The sequence below is a fragment of the Streptomyces sp. NPDC048383 genome (genome assembly GCF_040651775.1).
Lineage (GTDB): Bacteria > Actinomycetota > Actinomycetes > Streptomycetales > Streptomycetaceae > Streptomyces.
On record NZ_JBEZKS010000047.1, the window covers coordinates 48,293 to 70,166 of the forward strand.

22 protein-coding genes and 1 pseudogene are annotated in these 21,874 nt (G+C 72.3%); 12 read left to right on the top strand and 11 right to left on the bottom strand.

The features are described 5' to 3' along the window. The first annotated feature begins 9 nt into the window (after positions 1-9). Together AB0D46_RS27870 and AB0D46_RS27875 are read left to right on the top strand one after the other, a co-directional pair. Positions 10-1,590, top strand: coding sequence for a D-aminoacylase (locus tag AB0D46_RS27870; protein ID WP_362881385.1), 1,581 nt, complete (start codon positions 10-12; stop codon positions 1,588-1,590). A gap of 16 nt (positions 1,591-1,606) precedes the next feature. Continuing rightward, positions 1,607-2,626, top strand: a complete 1,020-nt coding sequence (locus AB0D46_RS27875) for a YdcF family protein (RefSeq protein ID WP_362881387.1) — start codon at positions 1,607-1,609, stop codon at positions 2,624-2,626. A 95-nt stretch (positions 2,627-2,721) separates the two neighbouring features. On the opposite strand, the gene AB0D46_RS27880 is transcribed toward AB0D46_RS27875, so the two are convergent. Then, positions 2,722-4,077, bottom strand: coding sequence for a carbohydrate-binding protein (locus tag AB0D46_RS27880; RefSeq protein ID WP_362881388.1), 1,356 nt, complete (start codon positions 4,075-4,077; stop codon positions 2,722-2,724). 243 nt (positions 4,078-4,320) lie between these two features. Between AB0D46_RS27880 and AB0D46_RS27885 the strand changes: the two genes are divergently transcribed. Continuing rightward, positions 4,321-4,506 carry a hypothetical protein gene (locus AB0D46_RS27885; protein WP_362881390.1) on the top strand — a complete coding sequence of 62 codons (186 nt, stop codon included), beginning with the start codon at positions 4,321-4,323 and terminating at the stop codon, positions 4,504-4,506. On the opposite strand, the gene AB0D46_RS27890 is transcribed toward AB0D46_RS27885, so the two are convergent. Then, complete coding sequence (locus AB0D46_RS27890; RefSeq protein ID WP_362881392.1) at positions 4,494-5,564, bottom strand: LysR family transcriptional regulator; 1,071 nt, start codon at positions 5,562-5,564, stop codon at positions 4,494-4,496. The genes AB0D46_RS27885 and AB0D46_RS27890 overlap by 13 nt on opposite strands. 109 nt (positions 5,565-5,673) lie before the next feature. Here AB0D46_RS27890 and AB0D46_RS27895 point away from each other — a divergent pair, with 109 nt between their 5' ends. Next, positions 5,674-6,156 carry a nitroreductase/quinone reductase family protein gene (locus AB0D46_RS27895; RefSeq protein WP_362881394.1) on the top strand — a complete coding sequence of 161 codons (483 nt, stop codon included), beginning with the start codon at positions 5,674-5,676 and terminating at the stop codon, positions 6,154-6,156. Here AB0D46_RS27895 and AB0D46_RS27900 read toward each other — a convergent pair. The 3 genes from AB0D46_RS27900 to AB0D46_RS27910 form a co-directional block, all read right to left on the bottom strand. Further along, positions 6,153-6,509 carry a hypothetical protein gene (locus AB0D46_RS27900; RefSeq protein ID WP_362881396.1) on the bottom strand — a complete coding sequence of 119 codons (357 nt, stop codon included), beginning with the start codon at positions 6,507-6,509 and terminating at the stop codon, positions 6,153-6,155. The two genes, AB0D46_RS27895 and AB0D46_RS27900, sit on opposite strands and share 4 nt — an antisense overlap. A 193-nt stretch (positions 6,510-6,702) precedes the next feature. Further along, positions 6,703-7,107 (bottom strand): SgcJ/EcaC family oxidoreductase, encoded by a 405-nt coding sequence (locus tag AB0D46_RS27905; protein WP_362881398.1) that lies wholly within the window; start codon positions 7,105-7,107, stop codon positions 6,703-6,705. Positions 7,108-7,301: 194 nt separating this feature from the next. After that, on the bottom strand, positions 7,302-7,574 hold the full coding sequence (locus AB0D46_RS27910; RefSeq protein ID WP_362881399.1) for a hypothetical protein: 273 nt from the start codon (positions 7,572-7,574) through the stop codon (positions 7,302-7,304). 505 nt (positions 7,575-8,079) lie between these two features. Between AB0D46_RS27910 and AB0D46_RS27915 the strand changes: the two genes are divergently transcribed. Further along, complete coding sequence (locus tag AB0D46_RS27915) at positions 8,080-9,291, top strand: pyridoxal phosphate-dependent aminotransferase (RefSeq protein ID WP_362881401.1); 1,212 nt, start codon at positions 8,080-8,082, stop codon at positions 9,289-9,291. Between the two features lie 89 nt (positions 9,292-9,380). Further along, entirely contained in the window at positions 9,381-9,773 is a 393-nt protein-coding gene (locus AB0D46_RS27920; protein ID WP_362881403.1) for a hypothetical protein, read from the top strand. A 61-nt stretch (positions 9,774-9,834) separates the two neighbouring features. On the opposite strand, the gene AB0D46_RS27925 is transcribed toward AB0D46_RS27920, so the two are convergent. From AB0D46_RS27925 to AB0D46_RS27940, 4 genes and pseudogenes are all read right to left on the bottom strand, one after another. Further along, a complete protein-coding gene (locus tag AB0D46_RS27925; RefSeq protein WP_362881404.1) occupies positions 9,835-10,383 on the bottom strand; it encodes a hypothetical protein in 549 nt (182 codons plus the stop codon). Positions 10,384-10,917: 534 nt separating this feature from the next. After that, positions 10,918-11,766, bottom strand: coding sequence for an RHS repeat-associated core domain-containing protein (locus tag AB0D46_RS27930; protein ID WP_362881406.1), 849 nt, complete (start codon positions 11,764-11,766; stop codon positions 10,918-10,920). Between the two features lie 25 nt (positions 11,767-11,791). Continuing rightward, positions 11,792-12,109, bottom strand: a pseudogene (locus AB0D46_RS27935) (nuclear transport factor 2 family protein); the annotation flags it as partial. Positions 12,110-12,309: 200 nt separating this feature from the next. Beyond that, positions 12,310-12,765, bottom strand: a complete 456-nt coding sequence (locus AB0D46_RS27940) for a hypothetical protein (protein ID WP_362881408.1) — start codon at positions 12,763-12,765, stop codon at positions 12,310-12,312. A gap of 137 nt (positions 12,766-12,902) precedes the next feature. Between AB0D46_RS27940 and AB0D46_RS27945 the strand changes: the two genes are divergently transcribed. From AB0D46_RS27945 to AB0D46_RS27960, 4 genes are read left to right on the top strand one after another with little or no spacing between them, the layout of a single operon-like run. Beyond that, positions 12,903-14,003 (top strand): hypothetical protein, encoded by a 1,101-nt coding sequence (locus AB0D46_RS27945; protein ID WP_362881410.1) that lies wholly within the window; start codon positions 12,903-12,905, stop codon positions 14,001-14,003. Then, a complete protein-coding gene (locus tag AB0D46_RS27950; protein ID WP_362881412.1) occupies positions 14,000-15,196 on the top strand; it encodes a toxic anion resistance protein in 1,197 nt (398 codons plus the stop codon). The genes AB0D46_RS27945 and AB0D46_RS27950 overlap by 4 nt, the downstream gene beginning before the upstream one ends. Then, positions 15,193-16,824 (top strand): VWA domain-containing protein, encoded by a 1,632-nt coding sequence (locus AB0D46_RS27955; protein WP_362881413.1) that lies wholly within the window; start codon positions 15,193-15,195, stop codon positions 16,822-16,824. The genes AB0D46_RS27950 and AB0D46_RS27955 overlap by 4 nt, the downstream gene beginning before the upstream one ends. Then, positions 16,811-17,416 carry a hypothetical protein gene (locus AB0D46_RS27960; protein ID WP_362881415.1) on the top strand — a complete coding sequence of 202 codons (606 nt, stop codon included), beginning with the start codon at positions 16,811-16,813 and terminating at the stop codon, positions 17,414-17,416. The genes AB0D46_RS27955 and AB0D46_RS27960 overlap by 14 nt, the downstream gene beginning before the upstream one ends. 88 nt (positions 17,417-17,504) lie before the next feature. On the opposite strand, the gene AB0D46_RS27965 is transcribed toward AB0D46_RS27960, so the two are convergent. Then, positions 17,505-19,370, bottom strand: coding sequence for a phosphoenolpyruvate carboxykinase (GTP) (locus tag AB0D46_RS27965; protein ID WP_362881417.1), 1,866 nt, complete (start codon positions 19,368-19,370; stop codon positions 17,505-17,507). 335 nt (positions 19,371-19,705) lie between these two features. Here AB0D46_RS27965 and AB0D46_RS27970 point away from each other — a divergent pair, with 335 nt between their 5' ends. Beyond that, positions 19,706-20,362 carry a hemolysin III family protein gene (locus AB0D46_RS27970; RefSeq protein ID WP_362881428.1) on the top strand — a complete coding sequence of 219 codons (657 nt, stop codon included), beginning with the start codon at positions 19,706-19,708 and terminating at the stop codon, positions 20,360-20,362. A 94-nt stretch (positions 20,363-20,456) separates the two neighbouring features. Here the strand turns inward: AB0D46_RS27970 and AB0D46_RS27975 are convergent, their stop codons facing one another. After that, entirely contained in the window at positions 20,457-21,683 is a 1,227-nt protein-coding gene (locus tag AB0D46_RS27975) for a glycosyltransferase (RefSeq protein WP_362881419.1), read from the bottom strand. Between AB0D46_RS27975 and AB0D46_RS27980 the strand changes: the two genes are divergently transcribed. After that, a partial coding sequence (locus AB0D46_RS27980) for a hypothetical protein (protein WP_362881421.1) occupies positions 21,682-21,874 on the top strand: 193 nt, incomplete at its 3' end. The genes AB0D46_RS27975 and AB0D46_RS27980 overlap by 2 nt on opposite strands.

Consider the following 21,874-nt stretch of genomic DNA (forward strand, 5'->3'; position numbering starts at 1 on the left):
GCGCCGGCCGTGGACCTGGTCATCCGGGGGGCCCGCGTCGCCGACGGCACCGGCGGACCCTCGTACACCGCCGACGTCGCCGTGCACGAGGGCCGCGTCGTCGACATCGGCCGGATCACCGGCGGCGGCCGGCGCACCCTCGACGCCCACGGCCTGGTCCTGGCCCCCGGCTTCATCGACATGCACGCCCACAGCGACCTCGCGCTGCTCCGCGACCCGGACCACCGGGCGAAGGCCGCCCAGGGCGTCACCCTCGAAGTCCTGGGCCAGGACGGCCTGTCGTACGCGCCCGCCGACGAGCGCACCCTGGACGCCGTACGGGCCGCCATCGCCGGCTGGAACGGCCCCGGCGACGACGTCGACTTCGACTGGCGCACCGTCGGCGGCTACCTCGACCGCCTCGACCGGGCCCACGGCGGGGCCGGCATCGCCGTCAACGCCGCCTACCTCGTCCCCCAGGGCACCGTCCGCGCGTACGCCCTGGGCTGGGACGACCGGCCCGCGACCGCCGCCGAACTGGACCGGATGCGCCGGCTCGTCGCCGAGGGCCTGGAACAGGGCGCCGTCGGCATGTCCTCCGGCCTGACCTACACCCCCGGAATGTACGCCTCCGGGTCCGAACTCACCGAACTGTGCCGGGTCGTGGCCCGGTACGGCGGCTACTACTGCCCCCACCACCGCAGTTACGGTCACGGCGCCCTCGCCGCCTACGCCGAGATGGTCGACCTCACCCGGCGGGCCGGCTGCGCCCTCCACCTCGCGCACGCCACCATGAACTTCGGCGAGAACGAGGGCCGGGCCCCCGAACTCCTGGCCCTGCTGGACGCGGCGCTCGACGCGGGCGCCGACATCACCCTCGACACCTATCCGTACACCCCCGGCTGCACCACCCTCGTCGCGCTGCTGCCCGGTTGGGCCAACGAGGGCGGCCCACAAGCCGTCCTGGCCCGGCTGCGCGACGACGCCGAGGCGGAACGGATCCGGCACGCGTTGGAGGTCGAGGGCGCCGACGGCTGCCACGGCGTCCCCGTCGACTGGTCGACGATCGAGATATCCGGAGTCGGCGACCCGGACCTCGCCCGGTACGTGGGCACCCGCCTCGACGGCTGGGACACCGCCCGCGCCCTGCTGCTCGGCGACCGGCTGGCGCCGACCGTGCTCCAACACGTCGGCCACGAGGACAACGTCCGCGCGATCATGCGCCACCGCGTCCACACCGGCGGCTCCGACGGCATCCTGCGCGGCGCCAAACCCCACCCCCGGGCCTGGGGCACCTTCCCGCACTACCTCGGCCGGTACGTCCGCGAACTCGGCGTCCTCGGCCTGGAGGAGTGCGTCGCCCACCTCTCCGGCCGGCCGGCGGCCCGGCTGCGGTTGCCCGACCGCGGTCTGGTCCGCGTCGGATACCGGGCCGACCTCGTCCTGTTCGACCCCGACACGGTCGCCGCCGGCTCCACGTACGAGCGGCCCCGGGCGCTGCCGACCGGTATCCCGTACGTGCTGATCGACGGACGCTTCGTCATCCGGGACGGGCGCAGGACGGACGTCCTGGCCGGGCGTTCCGTGCGCCGGACGGCCTTCTCCGTCTGACACCTACGATGGCGCCATGGTCGCCTTCGCCCTCGCCGCCCTCCTCTTCGTCGCCTTCGGCATAAGCGCCCGGAGGGACCGCCGCCGCTTTCGCAACGCCGTCCTGCTCGGGCTGACGGGCGTGGCGCTCTCCTTCGCCGTGGTGCTGCAAGTCGCGGCCCTGCCCGGCTGGCTCGCGGTCGCCGCCCTGCTGCTCGTCCTGTCCGTGCCCACCCTCGGCCTGGTGGCCGCCGGGGGTTTCCTCGTCGCCAACGGCGTGACGATGGTCCGCAAGGAGGGCACGCGCCTGCCCAACCTGCTGTCCCTGCTCGCCGGCCTCGGCATCTTCGCGATGATCGCGCTGCTGGTCTTCGTCGGGGTCTCCGACTCGGCGGTCCTCACCGGGGCGGTCGCGACCCTCGCCCTGGTCGTCGGGTATGTCTCGTTCGTGTTCCTGTCCTTCGTCGGGTACGCCTTCCTCTACGGCCGGATCAAGGTGCGCGGCGACGTCGACCACGTGGTGATGCTCGGCTCGGGCCTGATCGGCGGGGACCGGGTGCCGCCGCTGCTGGCCTCGCGGCTGCGCAAGGGACAGCAGATCCACGACGCCCAGGTGGCGCGGGGCGGCCGGCCGCCGGTGCTGCTGGTGTCGGGCGGCAAGGGCTCCGACGAGAAGGTCTCCGAGGCCCGCGCGATGGCGGACTGGCTGATCGCGCAGGGCGCGCCGGCCGAGCACGTACGGCTGGAGGACCGGTCGCGCACGACCGAGGAGAACATGCTGTTCAGCCGGGAGATCATGGAGGCGCAGACGCCCGGCTACCGGTGCGTGGTCGTCACCAACAACTTCCACGCGTTCCGGGCCGCGATGATGGCCCGCAAGGCCGGCGTCAACGGGCAGGTCGTGGGGGCGCCGACCGCCCGCTACTTCCTGCCGACGGCCACGCTGCGCGAGTTCGTCGCGGTGTTCTGGGAGCACCGACGGGTGAACCTGGCGATCTGCGGGGCGCTGACCGCCTTCGGCACGCTGGTCTCGGTGGCGGCGCTGCTCACGTTCTGACGGGCCGCGGGAGGGGAGGCGGGCGAACGGCGGGGGCGCCGTGACTCCCCCCTCGGTCGTCACGGCGCCCCCTGGTCACGCGGCTCGCGCGGCGGCTACAGCCGCTGCCACAGGGCCGGGACCGCGGGCGGCTCCCAGCCGGTCTGGGCCTGGTGGCCCTGGAGGCAGCGGTACGTGGCGCCGCCGTAGGTCACGGTCGCGCCGGTGGCGTAGACGCCGCCGGCCTTCCAGGTGCCGCCGGGCTCGGGGTCACCGGGGCCGGGGCCGGGGCCCGGGTCGCCGCCGGTGGTCTTCAGGGTGAGCCCGTAGGCGGACAGGATCGGGTTCAGCGGCTGGAAGAAGGTGGTTCCGCCGCTGGAGCAGTTGCCGGAACCGCCGGAGGTGACGCCCTGGGCCTGGCTGCCGGATATGTAGGAGCCGCCGGAGTCGCCGGGCTCGGCGCAGACCGTCGTCCGGGTCACGCCCGAGATGGTGCCCTCGGGGTAGGTGACGCTCGTGTTGTGCTGCTGGACGGTTCCGCAGTGCCAGCCGGTGGTCGAGCCGGAACGGCACACGGAGGACCCGACGGGTTGCAGCACCGAGCCGGTGACCTGCACGTTCGCCCCGCCGCTGCCCTTGACGAAGGGGGTCGACGTCCAGTTGGCGTTCGCGGCGACCCAGGCCATGTCGTTGCCGGGGAAGACGGACGCCTGGAAGGAGCCCTGCGCGACCTGGTTGAAGCCGCTGGTGGTGGTGCCGGCCCGGCCGCAGTGCCCCGCCGTCGCGAAGCCCTGGGTGGCGCCCTTGGTGACGGGGAAGCCGACGGAGCAGCGGCCGCTGCCGTTCATGTAGTACGCGTCGCCGCCCCGCAGGTCGTACAGCGGGCGGGGCGCCTCGGCGGTACGGACGACCGTGGCCAGGGCGGAGTCGGTCCCGGTCGCGGCGAGCAGCCGGGCGGCGGCGCCCGGCCGGGTCTCCTCGATGACCAGGGTGTTGGTGCGGGTGTCGACGTAGCGCACCGGCGTCTCGGCGGTGGCGACCCGGTCCAGGGCCGACTTCGCCGCGTCCAGGTCGCTCAGCGACCGGCCGACGAGCCGGGCCTCGGCGCCGGCCGCGCGGATCGCGGCGGTGTCGGCGGCGCGGGTGGTGGCGACGGTCAGGGTGCCCGCGTCGGCCCCGTCCAGCCAGGCACCGGCGAAGGCGGTGCCGAGCCGGTCCCGCAGCCGGGCGGCGGTGGCTCCGGCCTCGGCCTCGTGGGCGAGCCGCGTCCGGGCCCGGGTGGGGGTCAGGCCGAGGTCGCGCTGCATGGCGGCGAGCAGTTCGGGTGGGGCGTCGGCGGTGCGCAGGGTCTCGGCGGCCGAGGCGGCGGCCGGTCGGGGCGCGTCCGAGGCGGTGGCTCCGCCGGTGGCTGCCAGTAGCAGCCCGGCGGTGGCCAGGGCGGTACACGCCCCGCGGGCGTGTCGCTTGAGCATGGGGGATCTCCTCGGTTCGGTGGGGGTCCTCGACACCGTAGGAATCCGAACCGCCGTACGGGAGCCGTCGGTTGGCCCCTCCCCCGGTGGTATGGCCGACCGGCGCGGGCCGCCGGGGCGCCTGCGGGGAGCGGCCGGGGCGCGTTCACGGCCCGGCCGAGGTGCGTTCATGGCCCGGCCGAGGTGCGTTCATGGCCCGGCCGCCGCACGATGGGGGCCAGGGGGCAGTGGAAGGGGTACGCGATGGACAGTGAATCGGACCAGCAGCCCACCCGGTCGGACCGGCTCTTCACCGGCGGGGAGCGGCCCTACGACCCTGAGGACCTCGTGATGGCGACCGGCCACGACCCGACTCCGGAGCGGATCGAGAAGGCTCGCCTGATGATCGAGAAGGAGGGTCCGCAGGTCATCGAGCGCTACCTGCCGTAGCCGCCCCCGCCTCGGCGGGCGACCGATGACGCTGCTGTGGGTCCCGGCCCGGGGTGCACACCTCGGGCCGTGGCCCGTTGGTCACCCTCTGCGATGCCGTGTGGCCCGTCCAGCCCCTGGAGGGACCCGACCGCCGCGCCTCCGGCCACGGCCGAGGCCGACCGGGCCAGGGCGTCGGCGTGCGCGGCCCGGGCGTGCTCCAGCACCGCCGGAGCCCGGGTGGCGGTGGGCGCGGCCGGATGCCAACCCAGCAGGTGCCGCCACACCAGCGGGCTCCCGGCGAGCGGCCGGGCCAGTACCCCGGGGGTCACCGGGAACGTCGCCCGGCACAGCCCCACGGCCCGCCCCACCTGGACGAGGTGCACGCACGAAGCGGTGTCCGTCTCGTACACGCAGGCCGGCGTGAACCCGGCGCGCACGCACGCCGCCGCGAAGCAGTCCCCGAAACAGCCGTCGCCCGGTACGTCGGTCCAGGCCTCGGCGGCCAGCTCCGCCAGCTCGATCTCCGCCCGGTGGGCCAGCGGGTGGTCCTCGGCCAGCATCACGTGCACCGGGTCCCGCGCCACCTCCATCCAGGCGAGCCGCCCCGGCTCCGGCGGCGGGCTCTCCCCGCACACCCCGACCAGGGCGAAGTCCAACCGCCCGGCGGCCACCCCGGCCGCGACCTCGCGCTCCGACCAGGACGTGTACGTCGTCACGGACACCCCGGGCTCCCGCCCGGCGAGCCGGTCGACGAGCCCGCCGAGCAGCGGCCCGTGCGTCCCGCCGAGCCGGTATCCGTCCGCGCCCTGCCGGGCGAAGCGCACCGCCTCCTCCTGCAACTCGCACACGGCGGGCAGCACCACCCGGGCCCGCTCCAGCACCAGCTCCCCGAGCGCGGTGGCCCGTACGCCGTCCCGGCCGCGCAGGAACAGCGTCCCGCCCAGCGCCCGTTCGATCCGTTTGAGCTGCGCGCTCAGCGCGGGCTGCGCGAGCCCGAGCACGGTGGCGGCGCGGGTCAGGCTCCCGGCGTCGGCGACGGCCCTGACGATCTTGAGGTGCCTCAGCTCCAGGTCCATGGTCCGAGCTTGGTCCAGACCTGTGCGCATGCGCTACGGGTGTGCCGCATCCAGAATCGAGGGAGGCTCGTTAGCCGTCCGGGGGGCCGCCCTACGGAGGTCAGTAGAGATGAACAGCGTCACCGTCGCCGTCGACTGGGACCACCCCACGGACCCGCGCCCCGGACCGCGGCTCGACCACGTACGCACGTACGTGAGCAGCGGAGGCGCGGACGGTCACCTCTGGCACGGCGTCCCCACCCTCCTGCTCACCACCGTCGACCGGCACACCGGTCTGGCCGTGCGCACCCCGCTGATCTACGGTCAGGACGCCGGCCGGCACCTCCTGGTGGCCGCCGGCACGGGCGGCCCGCACCACCCCGCCTGGTACGAGAACCTCACCGCACGGCCGGAGGTCCGCCTCCAGGTGGGCCCGACCGGCCTCTCCGGCCGGGCGCGCACGGCGAACCGGGCGGAGCGGGAGACGTACTGGGAGGCGATGACGGCCCTGTGGCCCCTCTTCGACGACCACCAGGCCACGGCATGGCCGCGCGAACTCCCGCTGGTGATCGTCGAGGGCGACGGCGGGCGCCCTGACCTGCGGAGGCTCTAGGCGGCCGGCGCGTCGAAGCGCACCGAGCGGACCTCCAGCTGGTCGGTGGTTGGGTTGCCGTTCGCCCGCAGCCGCCACTCCCGACCCGTGCAGCTCGCGCCGGAGAACACGGTCACCGGGGTGTCCGTCCGGTTGTGCGGGCCGTAGCCGGGGGGTACGTCGTCGTCACCGACGGCGTGGAGGTTGACGCACTTGCCGCTGTGCGGGTCGTGCAGGGTGATCCGCTCCTCGTGGCCGAGGTCGGTGACGTACTTGTACGAGAAGTCCCCCGTGGCCGCCATGGACGACCCGGGCAGCGAGAGGACCAGCGCGAAGGCGCCGAGGGCGGCGGCGACGGTGTTGCGGAGCTTCATGACGGGGTGGATCCCTTCCGAAGGCGGTCTAGGGGTGGTGCTGCGGCCCGACCCTAGGAGGCTTCGGGGGCGGCGAATCGATCCGTCTCCACCGCCCGGCCCGGCGTGGCTCCGCACCACCACCCGTTCGGGCCCCGCCTCGGCCGGGGCCCACGTTGTCCGCCTCGATGAACGCCACCACCGCCGTGAGGGGCTAGTCGGCGACGACACCCGTGTTCTGGCAGGCGGTCAGCAGCCAGCGGCCGTCGTCCTGCTTCGAGACCACGTACAGCGGGGCGCCCCTGGTCTCCCCGGCCGGCGACCGGTAGATCTGACTGACCTTGACGGCCGCCACGTCCGGCCGGATGAACAGCACGTGGGCGACCTCGTAGCTGACCTCCCCGTCCCAGGTCGCCTCGGGAAGGACCTTGCGGGTGAACTCCGCGACGGCGTCGAAGCCGAGCAGGATCCTGCCGTGCGCGGTCGTCCAGATCACGTCCGGGTGGAAGAGGGAGAGGAACTCCTCGGGGTCCTTGTTCCGCTGGGAGCGCTCGACGGTCGCGACGAGTCGGTGAATGGCTTCGATGTCCGTCGCCTGCGACGTGGATTCCGTGGTCATGACCAAATCCTCCGACCTCAAGCCTGGTTGAGGTCAAGCGTCATGGTCATGAAGTGTCACCTCGATGGCGCGGGCGCACAGTTCACCGGTGATCAACGGCTCGATCCGGGACCCCTCCCCCTCCTCGGTTCCGCGTCCGACGGTCGTCGTGGGCCGTCCTCCGTGCGTGCACGCGCTGAAGGGTGACGGGCCGCCTAGTCGGCGGCCACTCGGCAGGCGGTCACGGCGGTTCCGTTGGTCACGCGGCTGCCGGTCAGGTCGGTCACACACTTCGCGTGGTCGCCGGTCAGGCCGACGTAACACGCCATGCGAATGGAGTCGGGGGCCTCGCCGCCCTGTAGCTCCCGCTCGACCTGGTTGATGCAGGCCGTGACGTCCGCGTGGGCGGCGGGGGCCGTGAAGGCCACGCCGCCGACTGCGAGGGCCAGGCCGCTGAGGACACCTGCGATACGGGTGGACGTGCGCATGGACGCACCTGCTCTCCGGGATCGTTGAGCGGCCCGGGACCTGGAGGTGCCGGATCCGGCTCGGCAGGACTCCCCCCTCCTGTAATCGACGCTAGAGCAGCCCCTTCCCCCACGCACCCGCACATCCCGTTTCCCCTGCTCAGGAGGGTCGCCCCGCGATGATCCGGCCCGTGCGCCCGCCCACCCGCAATCCACGTCGATCCGGTCACCCTGACGGGCGGGTAGGGCCCGTGGCCGCGCCCGCGGTCCGGCCGCAGGCCCTCAGGCGTGCCCGCATGCCGAGCCGGGCAGCCCCCGCCCCACCCCCAAGGTGACGAGCGCAACACCCCCGCCTCGACCCTCCTCCCCTCTCCTTCCATTCCGCAGGCCGGACCCCGCGGTCGGTCGCCTATTCCAAGGGGGACGGCGGCAGCGGCCTCCCATCGCGCGAAACGGGACAATTGCCTCCCGGGAATCCGGCTCGAAAGGTCGAGCGGCGTGGCGCGGGGCCCCGTAAGCTCCCGTCATGCAGGTGATCCAGTCAACGAAACTCGCCAATGTCTGCTACGAGATCCGCGGACCCGTCCTCGAAGAGGCGATGCGGCTCGAAGCGGCAGGTCATCGCATCCTCAAGCTGAACACCGGCAACCCCGCGGCCTTCGGGTTCGAGTGCCCGCCGGAGATCCTTGAGGACATGCTCCGCAACCTGGGCACCGCCCACGGTTACGGGGACGCGAAGGGGCTGCTCTCCGCGCGCCGCGCGGTCATGCAGCACTACCAGACCAAGGGCATCGAGCTGGACGTCGAGGACATCTACCTCGGCAATGGCGTCTCCGAGCTGATCCAGATGTCGATGCAGGCACTGCTCGACGACGGCGACGAGGTGCTGGTTCCCGCGCCGGACTATCCGCTGTGGACCGCCTCCGTCTCGCTGGCCGGCGGTACGGCCGTGCACTACCGGTGCGACGAGCAGGCCGACTGGATGCCCGACCTCGCCGACATCGAGCGCAAGATCACCGACCGCACCCGGGCGATCGTGATCATCAATCCGAACAACCCGACCGGCGCCGTCTACGACGACGAGATGCTGCGCGGGCTGACGGACATCGCGCGCCGCCACGACCTGGTCGTCTGCTCGGACGAGATCTACGACCGCATCCTCTACGACGGCGTCACCCACACGAACACGGCCGCGATCGCGCCCGACCTCCTCACCCTCACCTTCAACGGGCTGTCGAAGAACTACCGCGTCGCCGGCTTCCGGTCCGGCTGGCTGGCGGTCTGCGGGCCCAAGAAGCACGCGTCCTCGTACATCGAGGGCCTCACGATCCTCGCGAACATGCGCCTGTGCGCGAACATGCCGTCGCAGCACGCCGTGGCCACCGCCCTCGGCGGCCGGCAGTCGATCGAGGACCTGGTCCTGCCGGGCGGGCGGATCCTGGAACAGCGCAACGTCGCCTACGACCTGCTCACCCGGATCCCGGGTGTGACCTGCGTGAAGCCCAAGGGCGCGCTGTACGCGTTCCCGAAGCTGGACCCGTCCGTCTACAAGATCAAGGACGACCGGCAGATGGTCCTGGACCTGCTCCGGGCCGAGAAGATCATGGTCGTGCACGGTACGGGCTTCAACTGGCCCGAGCCCGACCACTTCCGGATCGTGACGCTGCCGAACGCGAAGGACCTGGCGGACGCGGTGACCCGGATCGGCAGCTTCCTGGACGGTTACGGCCAGCCGTAGCCACCCCCTCCGGACTGATCCCGGATTCAGCTCAACTTTAGAACGGATCCAATGTAGGATGGTCTCCTGACCACGCAGGAGGCCTCCTCATGTACGAGCCGATCCGCACGAAGCCGGTCGTCCACCGCATGGGCGGCAACCGGTCCGACTATCCGCACAGCAGCCGGGGCGAAGCCCTCGACACGCAGCTGGCCGGCCACCTCTCCGCGCTGCTCGCCGTCACCGACGAACTCGGCCTGGACGAGAGCGGTACGCGCATCGCCGACCAGGTGGCGCGCCTGCGCGGGTCCCGGCCCACCCGGGCCGCGCACGGCGCCCCCGGGGACGCCCTCGCGCTGCACCGCCGGGCCCATGACCTCGCCGCCCGCGCCCTGCTCGTCGCCGCGTCCCGCGCCGACACCACCGCCGCGATCCTCGCCGCCCAGCGGATGGACGCGCACGCCGCCGCCCTCGACTCCGTCGACCTGGCCGGCGCCCACTGACGGCCCCGGTCCGGGGCCGCGGAGGCTCCGGACCGGGTGCCACGAACTTGGCTGACCCCGCTCAGAGCACGGCGAGCACCGGGTTCACCAGGAAGCTGTCCAGACCCGCCAGCTCGAACAGCGAGGTCGCGGCGAAGGTCCTGAGATCGTCTGCCGGCAGCTTCCACACCACCCCGTTCTTCTCCGCCAGAACGGTTCCGCCGCGCTCGTGGACCCGTACCCGCTGTGGCCTCCCCCGGAATTCGACGGTCCTTTCCGCCGAGGCGAACGCGACGTACCGGTGCTGCCGTCTGAGCGTCCGCAGCGCCGAGATGTCGACGGCGTCCCCGGTGATGTGCCCGGTGACCCCGCCCCTCACCTGCATCCTCATGGGATGTCCCGGCGGGGCGACGCCACGTATTTCTGCCAGGGCCTGACCATCGAGCGAGATCTTCCAGTCTTCGAGTACGCCTCCCACCGCCGAGCCGACGGACGGCACGTCCGAACGGTGGCGGCGGAGCGACAGCAGCCCGAGCGGTGTGACCGCCGTCAGGCACTCGCTGCCGTCCGAGACGGGGCTCACCCACCTCGTCCGCGACATCAAAAGCTTAGGAACGAACTGAACGTCCATCGGCACCTCCTGTGACATCGGCCCGGAGCCGTACGCCTCGCAGCGCGCGAACTCCGGGCCGATCGTTGTGTGGACCGGCTCATCCCTCACTCATGATGCGGCCGGGCCCTTGCTAACGGTCATCCGAGTCTCCGGCACCGTTGCCGTTCCGGGCAGGCCCGGGATTCGGTGCGTTGGGTGCCGGCCGCGAGGAAATCATTTCGCGCGCCGCCGTCCAACCCCGGCCGACCGCGCCCGCGGCAGCGGACCAGCCCCGCTGGACGCCGGGCTTGGCCTTGGCCACGCCGTACTGGAGCGGTGACATGGAGGTCTTGAGCCTGAACACTCCTTGGAACGCACCACCTGCGGCGTTCCTGCCCAGGTAGCCGACGGCCTGGGGCCCTGTCGTCTCGTGACCGTAGGCCTTGTCGATCGCGAGGAACGTGGGTGTTCCGATCAATGCTCCTACGGTGGCTCCGGCTATGACGACACACGCGATTCCGGCTGTTGCGGCACATGCGGCGACGGCCACCAGACCGGCGACGATCCCCACGCCTATGCCCGCGGCGAGTTGCGTGAGCTTCCGGTTGGATGTGGCCGTCTTCCACGCGCCTCGGAACTCACCCGCCGCCAGACTCTTGAAGACACTCTTCTTCTCGGGCTTCTTCGCCACCTTCTTCGGGGCGCTGTACGAGGTCCCGTAGCTGCGGGAGGACCTGCAGTCGGGGTCGTGGCGGCAGGCGGTCTTGGCGCGGCTCTTCTGCCTGACGTATCGGGTGCCGGCGTGCCGCCGCTCCTGGAGAGCTCCCGTTCGTAGTTGGTGCCGTACCCGGTGGGCTTGGTACCGCCGTTGGTGCAGGTGTACATCCCGCTGCGGCATTCTTCGAGGGCTTCGCCCGTCGGGTCCGTTTCCGTCAGCGGGCTGTTGTTGCCGTACTGGTAGCCGTTGTGCTGGCGCGGGTCGTCGACCGTCATCAGCGGGTCCACCGAGAGGAAGCGCCCGAGTACGGGGTCGTACTCGCGCGCTCCGAGGTGGGTGAGGCTCGTGGCCCGGTCCTGGGTGCCGCCGACGAATCCGCGTTCTCCGGGCCAGGCGGACGGGGCCGCTCCGCGCTCCTCGCCGAAGGGCTTGGTGGCGCGGCGCTGGACCTGGAGGGTGGCGGCGTCCACGGCGGTGGTGCCGGTGTTGTGGTGGTCGGCGGCGACGTACGAGATGCTGCCGGCCGCTGTGCGGACGATGGTGGTGCCGCCGGGGGTCGCGTAGTAGCGAGTTCCGGAGACGGTGTTGGGCCCGGTGCTCAGGGTCAGCTCGGTGGAGCCGAGGTAGAGGGTGGTCTTGCCCGGGTCCTTGCGCAGGAGGCGGGTGCGCGGAGGTCCGCACCAGCTCGTTGTCCGTGCGGCCACCGGAGAGGAACAGGCCGCCGTCACCGGCGAGCGCATGGGTGCTGAGCTGGTTCCCGCGCAGGTTCGCTCGGTCGGCGTCCACCTCGATGACGTAGTTGGTCCCGAAGTGCACGGTCCGGTCGAAGAGGCGCATCGCGGTGCGCACGTTCTCAAGGACGGCGTCCCGCCCGCGCACGAGTCCCGCGGGGGTCTCGGTGCTCGCGTCCTCGGTGAACAACGATTCGGCCCACGCCCCGTCGAACTTCCGTTCGTCGAGGGAACGCAGGTAGCGGTCGAACAGGTCGGTGACCTTGGCGCGGTCGGTCAGGGCCCGGATGTCGATGTGCAAGGTCTGGCTGTCCATACCGATGATCTTGCGGCCTCGGCAGCGGCAGGAGTCGAACGGGAGGCGGAATATGTCCCAAGCCGCCGCAGGGCCCGGGTGCGCGCGGGTTCCGGGCAGAGCCCCCACCACGGAGGACGACGCGGGTCGGGCAGGATCCGAAAGGACCTAGCGGGGCCCCGGACCGGGTGCCACGAACGAAGACCCGCTCCCCCGCCCCGCTACCCGCCCGGGATCGGGGGCAGCGGGGTCGGCGGGGGGATGGGTTGCGTCGAGGCCACGCCGCACCAGGGGGTCGTGGCCGGGGGCCAGACCGGGCCGAGGGCTTCGCCGCTCTCCGTCGCGCCCGGGGCGACGCCGGGGATCTTGACCAGGGCCTGGGCCGCGCGGCCGCCGGGCTCCTCCCGGTCGCGGAACTCGACCGTGACGACGTAGCCGCCCGCGCCGGCGTCCCGGCGGGCCGTCACCTCGACCACGCCCACCACGCGCCGGCTCGCCGGATCGACGCGGCACCCGGTGACCCGTACGTCCTGGGCCGCCGGGCCCGGCGGGGGCGCGGCGGCGCGGTCCCCGCCGCTGGCCCACACGTAGAGCCCCAGCGGGGCGAACACCAGCAGTCCGGCCAGCCCCACCAGGCCGACGAGCCAGCCCTGCCACTTCAATGCCGTCACGCCCATGGAACGATCCTCCCGGCCGGCCGCCCCGCCCACCAGCACCCACGGGCCCACACAGCATTTCGAAGTGGGACCGCCTGGACACCTGACGTTCACTCAACGCGGCGCGGAACGTGGGTTTCCGCGAGCACGCTGCACCCGTGAGACGCATCCTGGGAATCGCTCTGGCGGTCCTCCTGATCGGCGGCGTGATCGCCGTCATCGCCATCGGGGGCCGCACAGCAGAGGGCACGGCAACGAAGACCGTGCGTGGCGTCATCGGATCCGAGAAGTCCGACTTCTTCCGCGATCCGGACGTCGTCAAGGCCCTTGCCGACAAGGGCTACACCGTGAAGACCGAGACCTCGGGCTCCTGGGCCATGGACCAACTGGCCCTCAAGGAATTCGACTTCGCCTTCCCCGGCAGCAGTGAACCCGCACAGGGGATCGAGGCGGCGGCCGGCGTCAAGGGCGCGCAGACCAGCAAGCCGTTCTTCTCCCCGCTCGTCGTCATCGCCCGCGCCAACGTGGCCAAGGTGCTGTCCGACAACGGGCTGGCACGGATGACCGGGAAGAACTCCGGCACCCTCCTGATGGGCCCCTACCTGAAGGCCGCCGGCGAGGACCGGAGCTGGCAGCAGTTGTCCGGGTCCGCCGCCCACGCCGAGCTGACCGGGACGGTGTTCATCAGGACCACCGACCCGGCCACCTCGAACTCGGGCGCGCTGTTCATCGCCGCCGCCTCCAACGTGGCCAACGGCAACACCGTCGTCGCCGACGACGCGGGCATCGCCCGGACCGCCCCGCTGATGCGGAAGTTGATCTCCGTGCAGGGCGCCCTGGAGCAGAGCACCGACGACCCGTTCCGGGCGTTCATCAGTGGCAGCGGGGAGCCGCTGATCCTGGCGTACGAGTCCCAGGTCGCCTCGCTCATGCTGCAGAAGCAGGCCGTGGGCAACGCCGCCGACATGGTCGTCCTCTACCCGGACACCACCGTCAACTCCCCGCACACCTTCGTACCGATCACCGAGGCGGCCAAGGACCTCGGGGCGCTCCTGGTCGACGACCCGAAGCTGCGCGAGCTGGCCGTGCGCCACGGGTTCCGCCCGCAGGAGGGCGTCGCCGAGTTCACCGCCGCGACCGCGCCGCACTCCGGCCACCTCAACCCGGGGCTGACCGGCATCCGGCAGGTCGGCGCACCGACCGTCGAGGTCCTGATGGCGCTGGCCGCCCGTGCCAAGGGACAGGGGGACACACCGTGACACCGACACCACCCTCCGGCGGCGACGAAGCGCCGCTCGTCCTCACCGCACCCGAGCCCGTCGCCCCCGTCCGCCGGGAGCAGGCGACCGGCCTCGTCCCGGTGCGGGACGGGGTGCGCGAGGAGATGGCCCGCCGGGCCTCGGAGTACGTCGACTCGCTCGCCGCGATCGACGCCCGCTCCCCCGAGTTCGCGGGGCGGATCGGCGAGATCGCCGGGCTCGGTTCCGCCGACGTCCGCAGCGCCGCCCAGCAGTCGAACCGGATGCTGGAGCGGGCCGTGCGCTCACTCGGCCGGGACGGCGAGGGCGACGCCCAGGCCCGCGTCGCCTCCTCGCTCGTCGAGCTGCGCCGCACCGTGGAGGACCTCGGTCCGCGGGACGCGCCCCTCAAGGGGGCCCGCCGGCTGCTCGCCAAGTTGCCGGGCGGCAACAAGCTGCGCGACCACGTGGCCCGGTACGCCTCCTCGCAGACCTCCCTCAACCGGATCGTCGGCGCGCTGCGCGGCGGTCAGGACGAGCTGCGCCGCGACAACGCGGCCCTGCACACGGAGCGGGCCCGGCTCTGGGAGACGATGGGCAAGCTCCAGGAGTACGCCGTCCTCACCGAGGCCCTGGACGCGGCCGTCGAGCAGCGGATCGCCGAGGCCGGGCACACCGATCCGCAGGCGGCGGACGTGCTGCGGGCGGACGTGCTGTTCCCCGTGCGGCAGAAGCACCAGGACCTGTTGACGCAGCTCGCCGTGTGCGCGCAGGGCTACCTGGCGATGGACGTGGTGCGGCGCAACAACGACGAGCTGATCAAGGGTGTCGACCGGGTCGCGACGACGACGGTCTCGGCGCTGCGGATCGCCGTGATGCTGGCCTCGGCCCTGGACAGCCAGCGTCGGGTGACCGAGCAGGTCAACGCCTTGCGCGGGACGACCGAGGACCTGATCCGCGGCAACGCGGACATGCTGGCGACGCGGAGCGGGGAGATCCAGCGGACCGCCGCCGATCCCGCGGTCGGGGCGGAGACGCTGCGGACGGCCTTCGCGCAGATCTACAAGACCCTCGACACCATCGACTCCTTCAAGGTGCGGGCGACGGAGAACATGGCGGCGACGGTGGAGTCCCTGACCGGGGAGTTGCGGTCGGCGTCCGCGTACCTGGCCCGCACCCGTACGACGAGCGCGCTGGAAGGCGGGGACCGGTGAACGGGCGTACGGGACGACCGCGCGGACGGCTGGCGGTGGCGGTCGCGCTCACCGTGACGCTGCTGGGGGCTTCGGCGTGCACCTCGGACGACTCCTCCGGCGGCCCCGGCGGTTCCGGGGAGTCGAAGCCGACGGCGTACAAGGAGGGCCGGCTGCGGGTGTTGGCCTCCAGCGAGCTGAGCGACATGGAGCCGGTCCTGAAGGCGGCGAAGGCGGCGACCGGGGTGTCGGTGGACTTCACCTGGTCGGGGACCCTGGACGCGGTCGAGCAGGTCGCTTCGGGGAAGGCCGACGGGCGCTACGACGCGATCTGGCTGTCCTCCAACGACTACCTGCGGCTGCGGCCGGAGGCGTCCGCGAAGCTCGCCAACGAGACACCGGTGATGTCCTCGCCGGTGGCGATCGGGGTGAAGCCGCAGGCCCTGGCCCGGCTGGGGTGGAAGCCGGAGGAGGTGACCTGGTCGGCGGTCGAGGAGGCCGTGGCCGCCGGGAAGCTGACGTACGGGATGACGGACCCGGTGCGCTCCAACTCGGGCTTCTCGGCGCTGGTCTCGGTGGCTTCCGGGCTGTCGGGGGCGCAGGCGGCGCTGACCGAGCAGGACGTGCGCGCGGCGCAGCCGAGGCTGAAGGGGTTCTTCAACGGGCAGAAGCTGACGTCGGGTTCCTCGGGCTGGCTGGTGACGGCGTACGCGAAGCGCGACGACGTGGACGCGCTGGTGAACTACGAGTCGGTGCTGCTGTCGATGAACGACCGGGCCGAGCAGCCGCTGACGGTGATCCGGCCGAAGGACGGCGTGGTCACGGCGCACTATCCGCTGACGCTGCTGACCTCCGCGCCGGCGGGGGCGCGGGAGTCCGGGCGGGCGCTGACGGAGTACCTGCGGGGCGCCGACGCGCAGCGGGCGATCACGTCGGGGACGTTGCGGCGGCCGGTGGCGGCCGGGGTGGCTCCGGCGGCGGGTCTGGACCCCGCGGTGCGGCGGGAGTTGCCGTTCCCCGGTTCGCGGGCGGTCGCGGACGGGCTGCTGGCCTCGTACGAGAACGAGCTGCGGCGGCCGTCGCGGACGGTGTACGTGCTCGACACCTCGGGGTCGATGGCGGAGGAGGACCGGATCGGGCGGTTGAAGGCGGCGCTCACCGAGCTGACGGGGACGGGGAGTTCGGGGCCGGGTCACAGATTCCGGGACCGCGAGGAGGTGACGCTGCTGCCCTTCGGTGACAAGGTGAAGAAGGTGTTGACGCACGTCGTCGAGCCCGGGAGTCCGGGGGCCTCCCTGGACGCGATCCGCGGGGACGTGGCGTCCCTCCGGCCGGAGGGGGGCACGGCCGTGTACGGCAGTCTGAAGGCCGCGTACCAGCACCTGGGGCAGGGGAACGCCGACGCGTTCACCTCGATCGTCCTGATGACGGACGGGCAGAGCGGTGACAAGGTGCAGGATTTCGACTCCTTCTACGCCGGTCTTCCGGAAGGCCGCAAGCACACGCCGGTCTTCGCGGTCTTGTTCGGCGACTCGGACCGCAAGGAACTGACCCACATCACGGAGCTGACCGGCGGGCGACTGTTCGACGCGACCGACGGCAACGGCTCGCTCGACGGAGCCTTCGAGGAGATCCGTGGCTACCAGTAGGGCGCTCGGCTATCTGGAGTCGAGGAAGAACCTGGCCGGCTCGGCCTGCGGGGTGTTCGGGGTGGTGCTCGCCCTGGTCGGGGTCGCAGGCCCGTACTGGCCGGTGGTGGTCGCCGGGCTGTACGGGGCGGGCGCGCTGATCGCCCCGCCGGAGCGGGTGCCGCTGCCGGCGGTCCCGGACCCGGCGGAGCAACTGGGCGTACTGCGGGCGGACTTCGGCCGGCTGCGAGGGTACTTGGCGGAGGTGGAGCTGCCGGCCTCGGCCGGGGGGAGGCTGTCCGAGCTGACGGAGCTGTACGCGGCGCTGCTCGCGCCGGGCTGGGTCACCGAAGTGCTGGCGGTGGATCCGGAGGCGGTGCACGCGCTGTCGCGGGCGATCCGCACGGACGTCCCGGAGTGCGTGGACACCTACCACCGGACCCGGTGGTGGACCCGGCTGGCGGCGGGCGGGGAGCCGCCGGAGCGGCACCTGGAGCGGCAGCTGTCGGTGCTGTTCGACGAGGCGGAACGCCTGACGGCGGACCTCCGCGAAGCAGAGGCCCGCCGTCAGCAGACGCACACGACCTATCTGGAAGAGCGCGGACGCTCCTGACAGACCAGGCAGGTCGGTGTGCAGCGGTGGGAACCGCTTGGTCGGGGGCTCCCACGTCTTGGGCCCCGGCGGTGGCGGGGCGGGGTGGTCAGCCCAGGCGCTCGACGAGCGCGTGGTACTGGTCCCACAGTTCCTTGGGGGTGTGGTCGCCGTAGGTGTTCAGGTGCTCGGGGACCAGTGCGGCCTCGTCGCGCCAGATGTCCTTGTCGACCGTGAGGAGGAACTCCAGGTCGGCGGCGGGCAGGTCGAGGCCGTCGGTGTCGAGGGAGGCCACGGTCGGCAGGACGCCGATCGGGGTCTCGACGCCGTCGGCGGTGCCGTCGAGGCGGCCGACGATCCACTTCAGGACGCGGCTGTTCTCGCCGAAGCCGGGCCACACGAACTTGCCCGCGTCGTTCTTGCGGAACCAGTTCACGTAGTAGATCTTCGGGAGCTTGGACTGGTCCTTGCCCTTGGCGACGTCGACCCAGTGGCCCATGTAGTCGCCCATGTTGTAGCCGCAGAACGGCAGCATGGCGAAGGGGTCGCGGCGCAGTTCGCCGACCTTGCCCTCGGCGGCGGCGGTCTTCTCGGAGGCGATGTTCGAGCCGATGAAGACGCCGTGGTTCCAGTCGAAGGACTCGGTGACCAGCGGGACGGCGGAGGCGCGGCGACCGCCGAAGAGGATCGCGGAGATCGGGACGCCCTTGGGGTCCTCCCACTCGGGGGCGATCGTCGGGCACTGCGAGGCGGGGACGGCGAAGCGGGCGTTGGGGTGGGCCGCCGGGGTGTCGGACTCCGGGGTCCAGCGGTTGCCCTTCCAGTCGATGAGCTCGGCCGGGGCCTCCTCCGTCATGCCCTCCCACCAGACGTCGGAGCCGTCCGGGGTGAGCGCGACGTTGGTGAAGACGGTGTTGGCGTACATCGTCTTCATGGCGTTGGCGTTGGTGTGCTCGCCGGTGCCGGGGGCGACGCCGAAGAAGCCGGCCTCGGGGTTGATCGCGTAGAGCCGACCGTCCTCGCCGAAGCGCATCCAGGCGATGTCGTCACCGACGGTCTCGACGGTCCAGCCGGGGATCGTGGGCTCCAGCATGGCGAGGTTCGTCTTGCCGCAGGCGGAGGGGAAGGCGGCGGCGATGTACTTCGCGCCGGCCGACTCGCCCTGCGGCGGGGTGAGCTTGAGGATCAGCATGTGCTCGGCGAGCCAGCCCTCGTCGCGGGCCATGACGGACGCGATGCGCAGGGCGTAGCACTTCTTGCCGAGCAGGGCGTTGCCGCCGTAGCCGGAACCGTAGGACCAGATCTCGCGGGTCTCGGGGAAGTGCGAGATGTACTTGGTGGTGTTGCAGGGCCACGGCACGTCCGCCTGGCCCTCGGCGAGCGGAGCGCCGAGGGTGTGGACGGCCTTGACGAAGAACCCGTCGGTGCCGAGCTCGTCGAGGACGGCCTTGCCCATGCGGGTCATGGTGCGCATGGCGACGGCGACGTAGGCGGAGTCGGTGATCTCGACGCCGATCGCGGAGAGCTCGGAGCCGAGGGGGCCCATGCAGAAGGGGACGACGTACATCGTGCGGCCCTTCATGGAGCCGCGGAAGATGCCCTGCTCGCCCTGGCCGTCCTCCGCGCCGATGAAGAGTTCCTTCATCTCGGCGGGGGCCTTCCAGTGGTTGGTCGGGCCCGCGTCCTCCTCCTTCTCGGAGCAGATGAAGGTCCGGTCCTCGACGCGCGCGACGTCGGAGGGGTCGGAGGCGGCGTAGTACGAGTTCGGGCGCTTGGTCTCGTCGAGCTTCTTGAACGTGCCCTGGGCGACGAGCTCCTCGCACAGGCGCTCGTACTCGGCCTCGGAGCCGTCGCACCAGACGACGCGGTCCGGCTGGGTGAGGGCGGCGATCTCCTCCACCCACGAGATCAGCGCCTCGTGCCGGGTGGGGACGTTCGTCGGGACGGAAGTGGGAGCCGCGTTGTCGCGCGCCACGATTGCTCCTTGTTGAGGGGTTTGTTTGGTGTTTGCCCCGTGGGGGCTGCGACCCGGACGCTTCGCGCTCCGCTCATCCGGTGCCGACCGCACTCATCTGATCATCCGGTGGATGTGCGCATATGTCCAGGGGGCCTCTCACGTGAGCATGGCCACTCCCGTCAATCTTCCGTAAAGACGTACGTCCGAAGATCGCGGGAAGACGGCTACCGGGAACCTACGGACCCGTAGGTAGCATGTTCGCCATGAATTCTGACGCCGCCGCCGCGGCCGCCGAGCCCTCCCCGGCCGCCGAGGCCTCCCCGGTAGTCGACGCCTCCCCGGTGGTCGAGGCCATGGAAGCGGTCGAGTCCGTCCTGGAGGCCAAGCCGCTGCTGCGCGGTTGGCTGCACCTGGGCATGTTCCCCGCGGTGATCGTCGCGGGCCTGGTGCTGATGACCTTCACCGACACGACCGAGGCCCGGGTGGCCTGCGGGGTGTACATCCTCACGGCCTGCCTGCTGTTCGGCGTCAGCGCCGTCTACCACCGCGGTACGTGGGGCCCGCGCGGCGAGGCCATCCTGCGCCGGCTCGACCACGCCAACATCTTCCTGATCATCGCGGGCACCTACACCCCGCTGACCGTCCTGCTGCTGCCGCCGTCCACCGGGCGGACCCTGCTGTGGGCGGTGTGGATCGCGGCGGCGGCCGGCATAGCCTTCCGCGTCTTCTGGGTCGGCGCCCCGCGCTGGCTCTACACCCCCTGCTACATCGCGATGGGCTGGGCCGCGGTCTTCTTCCTGCCGGACTTCATGCGGACCGGCGGGATCGCCGTCCTCGTCCTGGTGATCGTCGGCGGACTGCTCTACAGCGTGGGCGGCGTCATCTACGGCATGAAGCGCCCCAACCCCTCCCCCCGCTTCTTCGGCTTCCACGAGGTCTTCCACTCCCTGACCCTGGCCGCCTTCGTCGCCCACTACGTCGGCATCTCGATGGCGGCGTACCAGCACTGACGCGCGGCGCGTACGGGGGCCCGGTCGCGGTGACGCGGCCGGGCCCCCGTCGCTCCGTACGGGTGCGGCGGGCGGGGTGTCCCCTCGTTGCGGCTCAGCTCCTGGTGGCGGGCGCCGCGCGGGGGCCGCGCGGCAGGTACACGAGCGCCTCGGTCGCGACGAAGCGCAGGACGAAGGTGGTGGCGAGGGCGAGCGCGGTGGCCGGCAGGGCCTCCAGGCCGAGCTTGGCGACGAAGAGCGCGATCAGCGGGATGCGCAGCAGCAGGTCGGCGTTGGCGAGGAGGGCGAACCGGCCCAGCCGGTCCGCCCAGTGGCGGTGCCGACGGTCGCGGAAGAGGAGTTGCTCGATGAGGACGAAGTTCCACAGGACTCCGGCCTGGTTGGCGATGATCTCGGCCGGTAGGTAGTGCGTGCCGGCGTGGGTCAGCAGCCACAGAGCGAGCAGGTTGGGGACGAACCCGGAGAGTCCGATGAGGCCGAAGCCGATCATCCGGGCGAGGGGGGCCGCCGAGCGCAGGGCGGCCAGGTGCGCGAGGAAGCGCAGGCCTTCGCGGACGGCGGACTTGGACTCCCCCGCGTACCGGCCCTCGCATACGAACGGCACCTCGGCGGGGCGCGCGGGACGGCAGCGGACGGCGATTTCCAGCAGGACGCCGGGGCCGAGCGAGCACGGGGCGGCGGCGGTGACGGCGGTGCGGCGCAGCGCGAAGAAGCCGCTCATGGGGTCGCCGATGCCGCGCAGGGCGCGCGGGAAGAGGCCCTTGGCCAGCAGGCCGGCGCCCCGGGAGACGGCGACGCGGTAGCCGCCGGCGCGGCCGCCGCCGGGTAGCCGGCGGGAGGCGACGACGAGGTCGGCGCCCGTGCGTTCGCCCGCACCGACGAGTTCGGGAACCAGGTGCGGGGGGTGCCGGAGGTCGGCGTCCATGACGACGATCCAGTCGGAGGCGGCCCGTCCGATCCCGGCGACGACGGCGCCGCTGAGCCCGCCGTCCGGGCTCGTGCGGCGCAGGACGGTGACGGGGAAGGGGCAGTCGGCGCCGGCCTTCTCGATGGCGGCGGTGTCGTCGGCGGAGTCGGCGGTGTGGTCGGTGGAGTCGTCGGTGTCGTCGGTGGAGTCGGCGACGAACAGCACCGCGTGGGGCGGGTGGGCGGGGAGGGCGGCGGTGAGCCGGGCCAGTAGTTCGGCGACGTGGGCGGACTCGTCGCGGATCGGGATGATCACCGTCACGGTCACGCCGCCGCCCCCGGAGGGTTCGGAGGGCTGCGGAGCCGGAGATTCCGGGTCATCCAGGGCGTGCGGGGGCCACAGGTCCTCGCTCATGGTGCGTCAGCTCCCGGTCTCGGCGTCGGTGCGGCGGATCTCGACGCGGTCCTCTCCGGTCCCGAAGACGGCCACCGCGGTCGAGTGCTCCCGTGCAGCCTTCACGGTGGACCGGTCCGGCGTCGCGGCCCTCGCCGAGTGCGGGGCGTACTTCGAGCGCCCGGACCTGATCGAACGGGCCACCGAGGCCG

What these genes read in the sequence shown, in the direction of transcription:
- AB0D46_RS27875 (WP_362881387.1), top strand. Translation starts at nt 1,607, where the DNA reads ATGGTCGCCTTCGCCCTCGCCGCCCTCCTCTTCGTCGCCTTCGGCATA.
- AB0D46_RS27880 (WP_362881388.1), bottom strand. Translation starts at nt 4,077, where the DNA reads ATGCTCAAGCGACACGCCCGCGGGGCGTGTACCGCCCTGGCCACCGCC.
- AB0D46_RS27885 (WP_362881390.1), top strand. Translation starts at nt 4,321, where the DNA reads ATGGACAGTGAATCGGACCAGCAGCCCACCCGGTCGGACCGGCTCTTC.
- AB0D46_RS27890 (WP_362881392.1), bottom strand. Translation starts at nt 5,564, where the DNA reads ATGGACCTGGAGCTGAGGCACCTCAAGATCGTCAGGGCCGTCGCCGAC.
- AB0D46_RS27895 (WP_362881394.1), top strand. Translation starts at nt 5,674, where the DNA reads ATGAACAGCGTCACCGTCGCCGTCGACTGGGACCACCCCACGGACCCG.
- AB0D46_RS27900 (WP_362881396.1), bottom strand. Translation starts at nt 6,509, where the DNA reads ATGAAGCTCCGCAACACCGTCGCCGCCGCCCTCGGCGCCTTCGCGCTG.
- AB0D46_RS27905 (WP_362881398.1), bottom strand. Translation starts at nt 7,107, where the DNA reads ATGACCACGGAATCCACGTCGCAGGCGACGGACATCGAAGCCATTCAC.
- AB0D46_RS27910 (WP_362881399.1), bottom strand. Translation starts at nt 7,574, where the DNA reads ATGCGCACGTCCACCCGTATCGCAGGTGTCCTCAGCGGCCTGGCCCTC.
- AB0D46_RS27915 (WP_362881401.1), top strand. Translation starts at nt 8,080, where the DNA reads ATGCAGGTGATCCAGTCAACGAAACTCGCCAATGTCTGCTACGAGATC.
- AB0D46_RS27920 (WP_362881403.1), top strand. Translation starts at nt 9,381, where the DNA reads ATGTACGAGCCGATCCGCACGAAGCCGGTCGTCCACCGCATGGGCGGC.
- AB0D46_RS27925 (WP_362881404.1), bottom strand. Translation starts at nt 10,383, where the DNA reads ATGGACGTTCAGTTCGTTCCTAAGCTTTTGATGTCGCGGACGAGGTGG.
- AB0D46_RS27940 (WP_362881408.1), bottom strand. Translation starts at nt 12,765, where the DNA reads ATGGGCGTGACGGCATTGAAGTGGCAGGGCTGGCTCGTCGGCCTGGTG.
- AB0D46_RS27970 (WP_362881428.1), top strand. Translation starts at nt 19,706, where the DNA reads ATGGAAGCGGTCGAGTCCGTCCTGGAGGCCAAGCCGCTGCTGCGCGGT.
- AB0D46_RS27975 (WP_362881419.1), bottom strand. Translation starts at nt 21,683, where the DNA reads ATGAGCGAGGACCTGTGGCCCCCGCACGCCCTGGATGACCCGGAATCT.